Origin of the sequence: Vogesella oryzae, from assembly GCF_902829295.1 — a bacterium.
Taxonomy (GTDB): domain Bacteria; phylum Pseudomonadota; class Gammaproteobacteria; order Burkholderiales; family Chromobacteriaceae; genus Vogesella; species Vogesella oryzae.
On sequence record NZ_CADEPL010000012.1, the window covers coordinates 70935 to 82182 of the forward strand.

The 11248-nt window shown below is 61.6% G+C and carries 10 protein-coding genes and 1 tRNA gene; 9 read left to right on the plus strand and 2 right to left on the minus strand.

Annotated elements, in window-relative coordinates:
* Positions 1-197: 197 nt before the first annotated feature.
* Positions 198-1193 carry an asparaginase gene (locus HU218_RS05055; protein ID WP_174873847.1) on the minus strand — a complete coding sequence of 332 codons (996 nt, stop codon included), beginning with the start codon at positions 1191-1193 and terminating at the stop codon, positions 198-200.
* A 278-nt stretch (positions 1194-1471) separates the two neighbouring features.
* Between HU218_RS05055 and HU218_RS05060 the strand changes: the two genes are divergently transcribed.
* Together HU218_RS05060 and HU218_RS05065 are read left to right on the plus strand one after the other, a co-directional pair.
* Positions 1472-1545: transfer RNA gene (locus HU218_RS05060), tRNA-Gly, on the plus strand.
* Between the two features lie 127 nt (positions 1546-1672).
* Positions 1673-3862 carry an AsmA family protein gene (locus tag HU218_RS05065; protein ID WP_174873848.1) on the plus strand — a complete coding sequence of 730 codons (2190 nt, stop codon included), beginning with the start codon at positions 1673-1675 and terminating at the stop codon, positions 3860-3862.
* 67 nt (positions 3863-3929) lie between these two features.
* Here HU218_RS05065 and HU218_RS05070 read toward each other — a convergent pair whose 3' ends face one another.
* Positions 3930-5900 carry a monovalent cation:proton antiporter family protein gene (locus HU218_RS05070; protein WP_174873849.1) on the minus strand — a complete coding sequence of 657 codons (1971 nt, stop codon included), beginning with the start codon at positions 5898-5900 and terminating at the stop codon, positions 3930-3932.
* A 99-nt stretch (positions 5901-5999) separates the two neighbouring features.
* Here HU218_RS05070 and HU218_RS05075 point away from each other — a divergent pair, with 99 nt between their 5' ends.
* The 7 genes from HU218_RS05075 to hpf all read left to right on the plus strand — a co-directional run bounded on the left by HU218_RS05075 (position 6000) and on the right by hpf (position 11119).
* Positions 6000-6974: a KpsF/GutQ family sugar-phosphate isomerase gene (locus HU218_RS05075; protein WP_425509245.1), complete on the plus strand. Its 975-nt coding sequence runs from the start codon at positions 6000-6002 to the stop codon at positions 6972-6974.
* An 8-nt stretch (positions 6975-6982) separates the two neighbouring features.
* The gene (locus tag HU218_RS05080) at positions 6983-7507 is read left to right on the plus strand and encodes a KdsC family phosphatase (RefSeq protein WP_174873851.1); all 525 of its coding nucleotides are present in this window, start codon (positions 6983-6985) and stop codon (positions 7505-7507) included.
* A complete protein-coding gene (gene lptC / locus HU218_RS05085) occupies positions 7504-8070 on the plus strand; it encodes an LPS export ABC transporter periplasmic protein LptC (protein ID WP_174873852.1) in 567 nt (188 codons plus the stop codon). Before HU218_RS05080 ends, lptC begins: the two co-directional genes overlap by 4 nt.
* 4 nt (positions 8071-8074) lie before the next feature.
* Entirely contained in the window at positions 8075-8575 is a 501-nt protein-coding gene (gene lptA / locus HU218_RS05090) for a lipopolysaccharide transport periplasmic protein LptA (protein WP_246210724.1), read from the plus strand.
* The gene (gene lptB, locus HU218_RS05095) at positions 8572-9300 is read left to right on the plus strand and encodes an LPS export ABC transporter ATP-binding protein (protein ID WP_174873854.1); all 729 of its coding nucleotides are present in this window, start codon (positions 8572-8574) and stop codon (positions 9298-9300) included. The genes lptA and lptB overlap by 4 nt, the downstream gene beginning before the upstream one ends.
* A 6-nt stretch (positions 9301-9306) precedes the next feature.
* Positions 9307-10728, plus strand: a complete 1422-nt coding sequence (locus HU218_RS05100) for an RNA polymerase factor sigma-54 (protein WP_174873855.1) — start codon at positions 9307-9309, stop codon at positions 10726-10728.
* Positions 10729-10789: 61 nt separating this feature from the next.
* Positions 10790-11119 carry a ribosome hibernation-promoting factor, HPF/YfiA family gene (hpf, locus tag HU218_RS05105; RefSeq protein WP_174873856.1) on the plus strand — a complete coding sequence of 110 codons (330 nt, stop codon included), beginning with the start codon at positions 10790-10792 and terminating at the stop codon, positions 11117-11119.
* Positions 11120-11248 lie beyond the last annotated feature (129 nt).

Sequence of the window (11248 nt, forward strand, 5' to 3'; positions counted from 1 at the left end):
GGTGCAAGGATGTGGGCGCGTTGTGGAAAACCGTGCTAAGTCGCTGATGCCAAAGGCCGCCGTCACGGATGCTTATTTTTTAGTCAGCCGCCGACAGATTATCCCGCATCGTTTTGCATAGCATTGTGAGCGGCTTGTGGATAAGCGCGGCAAGTGGCTGACGCGACAGGACAAAACCAGGCCAGCCCATTTTTTAATCAATCAAGCGTGATTTCCCCGGCCTGATCGCGGCCGAAGGCGGCGCGGATTTCGGCCGCGGACAAGCCTTGCGACAGCAACAACAACAACTTGGCCTGCGCCGCTTCCGGCGTCATGTCGCCGGCACTGACCGCGCCGGCCTGCGCCAGTGGCTGGCTGGCGGCATAGGCGCCCACTTCCACCGCGCCGCGCGGGCACTGCGTCAGGTTCACCACCACACAGCCGGCAGCACTGGCGGCACGAATGCCCTCCAGCAGCGCCGGCTCTTCCGGCGTGTTGCCGTTGCCGTAGGAAAACAGCAGCGCGCCATGTGGCGTGTCTGCGGCCAACCAGCGACCGAACGCCGCCGCCATGCCGCCAGGCAGCAAAAAGCCGCTGCGGATGTCCTGTTCTTGCGGCAGCACGGCGCGGAATTCACCGCGGTTCTGCCGCCACAGGCTGCGCTGCCAGTGCGCGGCAATACCGAACCGCGCCAGCGGCGGCGCATTCGGGCTGTCGAAGCCGGCAAAGCTGGTGGCATCGACCTTGCGCGCGCGGCAACCGCGCAGCAGCACGTTGTCGAAGGCAATCGCCACTTCGTGCAGATCGGACTGGCAGGCCGCTTCGATGGCCACGCCGACGTTGTTCCAGCCATCACTGCGCGGATGCACCAGCGGCAGCTGCGAACCGGTGACGATCACCGGCTTCTGCAGATTGTGCAGCGCGAACGCCAGCACGCTGGCGGTGTAGGCCATGGTGTCGGTGCCGTGGATCCCCACGAAACCGTCGTAGCGCTGGTAGGCATCGGCAATATCCGCCACCAGCTGGCGCCAGTGGGCGATGGTGATGGCGGAAGAATCGATCAGTTGCGGATATTCCACCACATCCCAGCTGACGCCTTGGCGCGCCAGCCGTTCCAGCTGGCGCGGCAGATAGCCGGCAACCGGTGCCAGTCCATGCGGGGTGTAGTCCATACCGATGGTGCCACCGGTATACAGAATCAGCAGTTTGCTCATGCGTGCTCCAGATAAAGCCACAGACGCCACGAAACGGCAGCCAGCTACCGTTTCGTGGTGCGGGTGACAAACGGCATTGCTGCCGTGCGTGGGTAATAACAGGCGGGGCGGCCGCCGCCATGGCGCGCTTGCGGCCAACTTGTCGCCAGGATGGCCAACAGCGGCGTTCAGCCATTGCCGGCAATATACAATATTTGACCCGCCGATCCGTAGCGGCAACGGCGGCCCGCCACGTTGCGCAAGCCACCCTGCATGCGTATACTCGCGCTTCACCTGACGCGGGTGTAGCTCAATGGTAGAGCAGAAGCTTCCCAAGCTTACGACGAGGGTTCGATTCCCTTCACCCGCTCCACCCCCGCCTTTCACGTCTATTCCGCCGCATAAAACAGCACGCTGCCGCGCTGCCTCCCGTTGCTATTGCCGGTTACGTGTGCGCGGAGCAGACGCCATGCGGACTAAACCGGAACGGGCACTGCACAATGAAATGGAATTCCGGCCGCCTGTGGCTGAAAGTGTCGGTCTATACCCTGCTGCTGCTGGGCAGCCTGCTGGTCATGGCGCTGACGCTGTTCTTTCTGCGCTTTGACAGCCAGAGCGTGCGCATCAACCTGCAACGCTCGCTGGCCGACACCCACCGCACCATCACCATCAATGGCTCGCTATCGCCGATGCTGTTTCCGTCCCCGGGCCTGGCGCTGGGCGATGTCAGCATCAGCGAACCGGGCCGCCGTGACGAGTTTGCCCGCGTCGGCGAGGTAGAAGCCCGCCTGGCCTGGCTGCCGCTGCTGTTCGGCGATCTGGAAATCACCCACCTGGCGTTGCGCGACAGCACCGTCCGGGTGGTGCGCGCCAGCGATGGCACGCTCAATTTTGCCGACCTGCTGCGCCGCCGCCACCCCAGCCGCTTCAAACTGGACCTGGACACCATGGCCCTGCGCGGCAGCACCATCCTGCTGGAAGATCGTGTCAACGGCCGCAACAGCAAGCTGGAAGAAGGCAGTCTGGATGTAGAAGGCCTGCGCAGCGATGCCCGGCTGTCGTTCGGCGGCAGGCTGCTGGCAGGCAACCAGGTGGTAAGCCTGGCCATGCAGGCACCGTTCACCCGCCAGGATGACCAGGTCAATATCGAGCACCTGAGCGCACTGGCCATCAGCAGCACCGACAAACTGGGCGAGGTGCGACTGAAAGCCGAGGGCAAGCTCAAACTCAACTTCGGCACCCTGCTGGCCAGCGGCGAAAACATCAAGCTGACGCTGGACAGCTCGCTGCCCAAGAGCCACGCCGAGGCGCTACTGCCGGCGGTCAATGCCAGCCTGTCCGAGCTGTCGACGCCTGCCGCCAGCATCAATGGCCAGATGGACTATGCGCGCACCCAGTACCGCTTCAACAGCCAGCTGGCCGAACTGCGCCTGACCCGCGACGGCGCGTTTGCCAGCCAGCTGCAAAGCCAGCTGTCGTGGCAAGTGGGCTCGCATTCGCTGGGCATGACACTGCGCTCGCCACTGAATCTGGCCGGCTATAACCTGTTGCGCCTGGAACCGCTGACCCTCTCCGCCCAGCTGAAAACGCCGGCACTGCCGCGCGGCCAACTGCAGGCCACACTTGACGGCGCACTGGATGGCGACCTGAACGAGAGCCGCCTCAACCTGCGGGTTGCCGGCCAGCTCGATGGCGCGGCACTGTCCGCCACCGCCACCCAATACGGTTTCCTGTCGCCGCGACATGAAGTCACCCTGTCGCTGGGCCAGCTGGACCTGAACCGCTACCTGCCGGAAAACCAGGCCCAGCAAGCGGTAGCGCTGTTCCAGAACGGCACGCCGTTCCGCCTCGACTGGATGGACTTTCTTGACCTGAGCGGCAAGCTGGCCATCGGCGAGCTGTCGATGGGCCGCTTCCGCATCAAGGACATCAGCGCCGACGTTACCGCGCGGCCGGAAAGCCTGGCGCTGGATAACCTCAGCGCCGCCATCTACGACGGTGCACTGAAAGGCTCGCTGCACCTGCTGCGCGACAAGGAACCCAAGCTCGAGGTCTCGCAGCAGTTGCTGGGGATGCAGATTCGTCCGCTGATGCAGGATCTGTTCGACGTTGGCCGCGTGGAAGGTGCCGGCAACGGCTGGGTACAGCTGACCGCTCACGGCAATTCGCTGGCGGCGTTGCGCAACACCCTGAGCGGCAAGGTTGCCGTGCGGCTGGAAAAAGGTGCTCTCAACGGCATCGATCTGGTGTCGGCACTACGCGACCTGCCGGGCGAGCTGAAAGACTGGAACAGCAGCAGCATGCCGGCCAAGCCGGACCAGAAAACCACCTTCTCCGCGCTGTCTGCCGCTTTCGATCTGCAAAACGGCGTCGCGCGCAGCCAGGATCTGCAGCTGGCCTCGTCGCTGGTCAACGTCAACGGCGGTGGCAAGGTGGATCTGGTGCAGAACATCGTCGATTACACGCTGAACGTGCGCGCCAACCCGAAAGCCTTCAGCCGCCTTGATGGCGTCAACATCCCGCTAAAGATTACCGGCCCGCTGAACCAGCCGGTGTATGCGCTGGACTTCAACTCCATCGTCAAGGGCAAGAAAACCGAAGGCGAGAAACAGCAGGCGCTGAAGCAGGAACTGAAGAAACAGATCACCACCATCCTGCCGCAAGCGAAACAGCCCGAGCACAAGAAATAAAACATCGCTGACAAAACCAAACGGCCAGCCTGCAGCGCAGACTGGCCGTTCTGTTTTACTGCTGGTGTCAGGCGCCCTGCAACAGCAGGCTTTCGGCTTGCATCAGCGGCGCCGGCCGCCCCAGCAACACCAGCACATCGTCCTCTTCCAGCTCGAAGTCCCGGGTCAGCTCGGTGTACCGGGTGCTGCCGCGCCGCAGCGCCTTGATCTGCACGCCCAGCTCGGCCAGCGGCAAATTACCCATATGCATGCCGATGGCGCTGGCTCCCGGCAACAGCTGCACACTCAGCAGGCGCTCCAGCTGCGCATCCTCGATGCCATCCACCTCGTCTGAGGCGCCACGGAAGAAGCCCTTGAACAGGTCGTAGCGCTGCTCGCGCACGGTACGGATGCGGCGCAATACGCGGTTGAGCGGCACTCCCAGTACCATCAGCGCGTGCGAGGCCAGCATCAGACTGCCTTCCATCACCTCGGACACCACTTCGTCGGCACCGGCGGCGCGCAGTTGCGCCATGTCGGAATCATCGATGGTACGCACGATCACCGGCAGATCGCGGCGCAGCTGCCGCACCACGTCGATGATGCGCTCGGAAGCATGGGTGTCTGCAAAGGTGATCACCACCGCCTTGGCACGCATCACTCCTGCCGCCATCAGAACCTCGCGCTTGCCGGCATCGCCGAACACCACCGAGTCGCCGGCCTCGCCGGCTTCGCGCACCCGCTCCGGGTCCAGGTCCAGCGCGAAGAACGGGATATCCTCGCTTTCCAGCAGCCGCGCCAGGTACTGGCCGCTACGGCCATAGCCGCAGACGATGACGTGCTCGTTCTTCAGCATGCTTTGCACCAGGATCTGGTGCAGATCCAGCGACTGCATGGTCCAGTCCTGCTTGATCAGCCGCTTGACGATCCTGTCGGCGTTCTGGATCAGGAACGGCGCCAGCAGCATGGACAGCAGGATGCCGGCGATGGCCGCCTGTGCCATCACTGGCGGCAACAGCTTGAGATTGCCGGACAAGGACAGCAGCACGAAGCCGAATTCTCCGCCCTGCGCCAGCGCCAGCGCGGCCTTGAGCGCATCCTTGTTACGCTGGCCGAACACGCGCGCCAGCAGCCAGACCACCAGCAGCTTCAGCGGAATCAGCAGCAACAGCATCAGCAGGATGCTGCCGGACTCGGCAAACAGCAGATGCAGGTCCAGCCGCATGCCGACAGTAATAAAGAAGAAGCCCAGCAGGATGTCGCGGAACGGTTTGATATCCTCTTCCACTTGGAAACGGTACTCGGTTTCCGAGATCAGCATGCCGGCGACGAACGCCCCCAGCGCCAGAGACAGCCCGGCCAGCTGGGTAATCAGCGCCACGCCCAGCGTCACCAGCAGCACGTTGATCATGAACAGCTCGCCGGAACGCTGCCGTGCCACCAGATGGAACCAGCGCCGCATCAATTTTTGCCCGAACACCAGCAGCAGGCTGAGCACCAGCACCACTTTCAGCAGCGCCAGTCCGAGGTCCTGCCACAGACTGTCAGAGTTGGCCGCAAAAGCCGGCAACAGAATCAGCAGCGGCACCACGGCGATGTCCTGGAACAACAGCACGCCCATCGCCAGCTGCCCGTGCGGCTGTGGCAGCTCGAGGCGTTCGGACAGCAGTTTGCTGACGATGGCGGTGGACGACATGGCCAGCGCCGCCGCCACGGCAAAACCGCTCAGCGCACTGCCACTCATGAAGCCGATTACGCCCCCCACCAGCAACATGGTCAGCAGCACCTGCGCCAGCCCAAGGCCGAAAACCAGGTGCCGCATGGCCTTGAGCTTGGCCAGCGAGAATTCCAGGCCAATGGAGAACATCATGAACACGATGCCGATCTCGCCGAGGAACTCGGTTTCCGGGCCTTCCGGCACCAGATGCATCACGCCGGGGCCGGCCAGAAAGCCGACCACCAGGTAGCCCAGCATCGCGGGGACACGGAATTTTCGGCAAGCGGTCACGGCCAACACCGCCACCAGCAGCACCATCACAACGGGGAAAAGGGAATGCATCGTGTCCGGAAACTCCTGGCGCTTTTTCGCGCCCAAGCAAAAATTGCACCTGCGGGATTAGTGCCCGATTATAAACTGATATAATTACCATCTATGGATATTGCGCTCAAACAACAGCGTCTTGCGCTGGCACGCGAGGTGTTGCACACCGAAGCCGACGCCATCATCGCCCTGTCCAACCGGCTGGGCGATGAGTTTCTTGCTGCGGTGGAACTGGTACTGCAGTGCCAGGGCCGCGTGGTGGTGACCGGCATCGGCAAGTCCGGCCATATCGGCAACAAGATTGCCGCCACGCTGGCCAGCACCGGCACGCCGTCGTTCTTCATGCACCCGGCAGAAGCCGCGCATGGCGACCTGGGCATGATCACCGAACGCGACATCATGCTGGCACTGTCGAACTCCGGCGAAAGTGCCGAGGTCATCGCCCTGCTGCCGGCAGTGAAACGCAAGGGCATTCCCATCATCTCGCTGACCGGTCGTCCACAATCGACACTGGCGCGTGAATCCACCGTGCATCTGGATGCCGCGGTGGAAAAAGAAGCCTGCACCCTGGGACTGGCACCCACCACCAGTACCACTGCCGCGCTGGCGCTGGGCGATGCACTGGCCGTGACCCTGCTGGATGCACGCAATTTCAAGCCTGAAGACTTTGCGCTGTCGCACCCGGGCGGCAGCCTGGGACGACGCCTGCTGGTCCACATCAGCGACCTGATGCATAGCGGCGACGCCCTGCCCAGTGTTCGCAGCGGCACGTCGCTGAAAGACGCGCTGCTGGAAATGACGCGCAAGGGTTTGGGCATGACAGCGGTAGTGGATGCCGCCGGCAGCCTGCTCGGCATCTTTACCGATGGCGACCTGCGCCGCACGCTGGACCGCACGCTGGATCTGGGCGGCCTGCGCATCGACGACGTAATGACCGCCAACCCGCGTACCATTGCGGCCAACCTGCTGGCGGTAGAAGCCGTCAAGGAAATGGAACAGCGCAAGATCAACGGCCTGCTGGTAGTCGACCAGCAGGGGCGCCTGGCTGGCGCACTCAACATGCACGACCTGCTCAAGGCAGGCGTGGTATAGGACACGGCATGCAACCGATTACCGAACTGGCAAGACAGGTCAAACTGCTGATCATGGACGTGGATGGCGTGCTGACTGACGGCCGCATTTTCATTACCGCCAGCGGCGAAGAGCTGAAAGCCTTCAATACGCTGGATGGTCACGGCCTGAAAATGCTGCAGTCCACCGGCGTACAGCTGGCCATCATTACCGGTCGCGCCGCGCCCGGTGTCGCCCACCGCGCCCGCGGCCTCGGCATCGACCATTACTACGAAGGTGTCCATGACAAGCGCGGTGTGTTTGCCGAGCTACTGGCCAAGACCGGTCTGCAGGCCGGGCAGTGTGCCTATATCGGTGATGATGTCGTCGACCTGCCGGTGATGTCCCGCGTCGGTTTTGCCGTGGCGGTGCCCGATGCGCCCAGCTTCGTGCGTCAGCACGCCCACTTCGTCACCGGCTGCCAGGGAGGCAACGGCGCCGTGCGTGAATTGTGCGAGCTGATCCTGCAGGCGCAAGGTAATTACGAGCGCCTGATGGCGGCCTACCTGGCATGAAAAGTCGCGCCGGCAAACTGTTCCCGCTGAGCCTGTTGTTAGGCATGGGGTTGATCGCATCCTGGCTCAACATTCTGACCCAGTGGCAACAACCGGCCCCGCATGCGCTCAACCCGGACAAACCGGAATACACCATCGAAGAGATCAATGCCAAACGCTTCGATGAGCAAGGCCGCCCGTGGCAGCAACTGACCGCCACCCAGATGTGGAAACTGCCCAAGGCCAGCACGGTGTACTTCACCGAACCGGAACTGGAGCAATACAACCAGGGCCAGCCCGATTACCACATCACTGCCGACAATGGCCGCTATAACAAGCAGCAGGATGTCGCCGAATTTTTCGGTCGAGTACACCTGCTGCGCGTAGCACAGGCCGACAAGGCGGCAATGCATCTGCAGACACCGTCACTGCGCTTGGACAACCGCACCCAGACTGCCAGCAATAACGCGCCGGTCGTCATGGATTACGGCTCCTCGCAGATCAAGGCGGTAGGCTTTATCTACAATCACCAAGCCGGGCAGCTGAAACTGCTGTCCCAAGTAAGGATGCATTATGCGCCATAGCCTGATGCTTGCACTGGTCCTGTGCTGTGCTGCGGCCAACGTTTACGCCGAAAAGGCCGACAGCAGCAAACCCATCGAACTGGCTGCCGACCGCGGCTCGCTGGACCAGAAACAGGGAATCAACATTCTGGAAGGCAACGTGGTTGCCACCCAGGGCACGCTCAGCATGCGTGCCGACAAGACCATCGTCACCCGCGATGTGCAAGGTAACCAGGTACTGCAGGCCTTTGGCAACCAGGCCCAGTTCCGCCAGAAGCTGGACGGCAAGAACGAATACATTGAAGGCCAGGCCAACCGTGTCGACTACACCAGCATGACCAATCAGGTAGTACTGACCGGCAAGGCGCGCGTGAAACGTGGCGACGACCTGGTGCCCGGCGAGCAGATTACCTACAACACGGTCACCGAAATCTACCAGGTTAGGGGCAGCAGTCCGAGCGGCAGCAACGGCAACAAGGGCCGCGTCACCGTGATCACCCAGCCCAAGCCGCAGGACAAGCCATGACGCAAAACCGCCTGACCATCCAGCACCTGAAAAAGACCTTCAAGAAACGCACCGTGGTACAGGATGTGTCGATGGACATCGCCAGTGGCGAAGTCATCGGCCTGCTCGGCCCTAACGGTGCCGGCAAAACCACCAGTTTTTACATGGTGGTCGGCCTGATCGCTGCCGATGCCGGCGACATCACCCTGAATGGCGAAATCATCACCCACCTGCCCATCCACAAGCGGGCACGTCTGGGGCTGGGCTATCTGCCGCAGGAAGCCTCCATCTTCCGCAAGATGACGGTGGAAGAAAACATCATGGCGGTGCTGGAAGTGGCCGGCTACAAGGGCGAACAGCTCGAGAACGAACTACAGCTGCTGCTGGATGACCTGAATATCGACCACCTGCGCGACAGCAATGCCATGGCGTTGTCGGGCGGCGAACGCCGCCGGGTGGAAATCGCCCGCGTGCTGGCCATGCGCCCGCGCTTCATCCTGCTGGATGAGCCGTTTGCCGGCGTGGACCCGATTGCGGTGATCGACATCCAGAAGATCATCTCCTTTCTCAAGGAACGCGGCATCGGCGTACTGATTACCGACCACAATGTGCGGGAAACCCTGCGTATCTGCGATCGCGCCTACATCATCTCCGAGGGCCGGGTGCTGGCTTCCGGCCTACCCGCCGAACTGGTCAGCAACGAACAGGTGCGGCAGGTTTACCTTGGCGAGCATTTCCACCTGTAAAGCGGCATGAAACAGACCCTGCAGCTTAAAGTCAGCCAGCAACTGACCCTGACCCCGCAATTGCAGCAATCTATCAAACTGCTGCAAATGTCTACTCTCGACCTGTCTACCGAGCTGGAGCGCTACCTGCTGGAAAACCCGCTACTGGAACGCGCCGACGGCGACAACCAGGTAGACAGCGAACAGCCGGCGGAAATCGTTGCCAGTAGCGAAACAGCAAGCGATAGCACCCCGGCGGAAGAAGCGCCACGCGAGCACGAGGAGATGGAACTGGGCGACTGGGGCAGTGGCGGCGGAAGCGGCAGCCGTGATGACGATGACGAGTTCGACCCCATCCTCAACACGCCATGCCGCCCTACCCTGCGCGAACACCTGGCGGCACAAATCGGCGAAATGCCGTTGAGTCGCCGCGATAGCGCGCTGCTGACGCTGCTGATCGACGAACTGGATGAAGACGGTTATCTGACCACACCGCTGGACGAATTTGCCGCCAGCCTGCCGCTGGAACTGGATGTCGATACCGACGAGCTGGAATACCTGCGCAAGCTGTTGTTGCAATTCGAACCGGTCGGCATTGGCAGCCATCATCTGGCCGAGTTCCTGCAACTGCAGTTGGCCGCACTAGCGGTTGCCACGCCATCCCGCGAATTGGCGATCACCCTGGTTCGCGACCATCTGGCCCTGCTGGGCAACCGTGACTTCGTCCGGCTGAAAAAGCTGCTGAACGTCGGCGAGACTGAACTGCGGGCCGCGCACCAGTTGATCTCCACACTACGTCCGCGGCCAACCAGCGGCTTCGATCAGGGCGAAACCCATTACGTGGTGCCAGACATCCATGTCGTCCGCCGTGGCGGGCGCTGGGTAGCCCAACTCAACCGTGGCGTGCTGCCCAAACTGCAGGTCAACCAGCTTTATGCCGGTATGCTGCAACAACGCGACAGCAGTCACAACCTCAGCGGCCAATTACAGGAGGCTCGCTGGCTGGTAAAAAACATCCAGCAGCGATTTGACACCATCCTGAAAGTGTCGGAAGCTATCGTTGACAGGCAACAGGCGTTCTTTGAACACGGCGAAGTGGCAATGCGCTCCCTGATCCTGCGAGATATCGCGGATGAGCTGGGATTGCATGAATCAACGATTTCCAGGGTAACCACCCAGAAATACCTGCTATGCAGCCGAGGCCTGTTCGAGCTCAAGTATTTCTTCGGCAATGCGCTGGAAACTGATAGTGGCGGGGAGTGCTCCGCCACGGCAATCAAAGCGCATATCCGCCAGATTATCGATGCAGAAGACAGCAAGAAACCGCTGTCGGACAGCGCCATCGCCGACCGCCTCACGGCACAAGGCATACAGGTTGCCAGACGCACTGTAGCCAAGTATCGTGAAGCTATGCAGATACCGCCAGTTAACCTTCGCAAAGCACTATAAGAGTGCTACGAAAACCCGGTACGGCCAGCCCGACCGTATCGTCAACAGAAGGAGTCAGGGTATGAACCTCAAAATTACCGGTCTTCACCTCGAAGTTACCCCAGCCCTGCGCGAGTTCATCGAGAGCAAACTGGAACGCATCACCCGCCATGTCGATAATGTTATCGGCGTAACCGTGACGCTGTCCGTGGATAAACTGGTACAAAAAGCGGAGGTCAATGTGCATCTGGCCGGCAAGGATATCCATGTCGAGGCAAGCGATTCCGACATGTACGCCGCCATTGATGCCCTGATGGACAAACTGGACCGTCAGGTACTGAAATTCAAGGAAAAACAAGGGGAACACCGCAGTATCGCACCGCAGGCTGATGCCGCCGACGCTGCGCTGTAATCAAGTCACCAGCACACAGAACAACGGGAGCCACAGGCTCCCGTTTTTAATCCCGCCAGATACATGGTTGCTATGGAAAACGGCATTCTCGGCGTAGAATGGCCGACGTTTTTCCGCCCCTAAAGACAT

Bases quoted from the DNA above. Each gene is read 5' to 3' on its own strand.
- HU218_RS05055 (WP_174873847.1), bottom strand. From the start codon at position 1,193: ATGAGCAAACTGCTGATTCTGTATACCGGTGGCACCATCGGTATGGAC.
- HU218_RS05065 (WP_174873848.1), top strand. From the start codon at position 1,673: ATGAAATGGAATTCCGGCCGCCTGTGGCTGAAAGTGTCGGTCTATACC.
- HU218_RS05070 (WP_174873849.1), bottom strand. From the start codon at position 5,900: ATGCATTCCCTTTTCCCCGTTGTGATGGTGCTGCTGGTGGCGGTGTTG.
- HU218_RS05080 (WP_174873851.1), top strand. From the start codon at position 6,983: ATGCAACCGATTACCGAACTGGCAAGACAGGTCAAACTGCTGATCATG.
- lptC (WP_174873852.1), top strand. From the start codon at position 7,504: ATGAAAAGTCGCGCCGGCAAACTGTTCCCGCTGAGCCTGTTGTTAGGC.
- lptA (WP_246210724.1), top strand. From the start codon at position 8,075: ATGCTTGCACTGGTCCTGTGCTGTGCTGCGGCCAACGTTTACGCCGAA.
- lptB (WP_174873854.1), top strand. From the start codon at position 8,572: ATGACGCAAAACCGCCTGACCATCCAGCACCTGAAAAAGACCTTCAAG.
- HU218_RS05100 (WP_174873855.1), top strand. From the start codon at position 9,307: ATGAAACAGACCCTGCAGCTTAAAGTCAGCCAGCAACTGACCCTGACC.
- hpf (WP_174873856.1), top strand. From the start codon at position 10,790: ATGAACCTCAAAATTACCGGTCTTCACCTCGAAGTTACCCCAGCCCTG.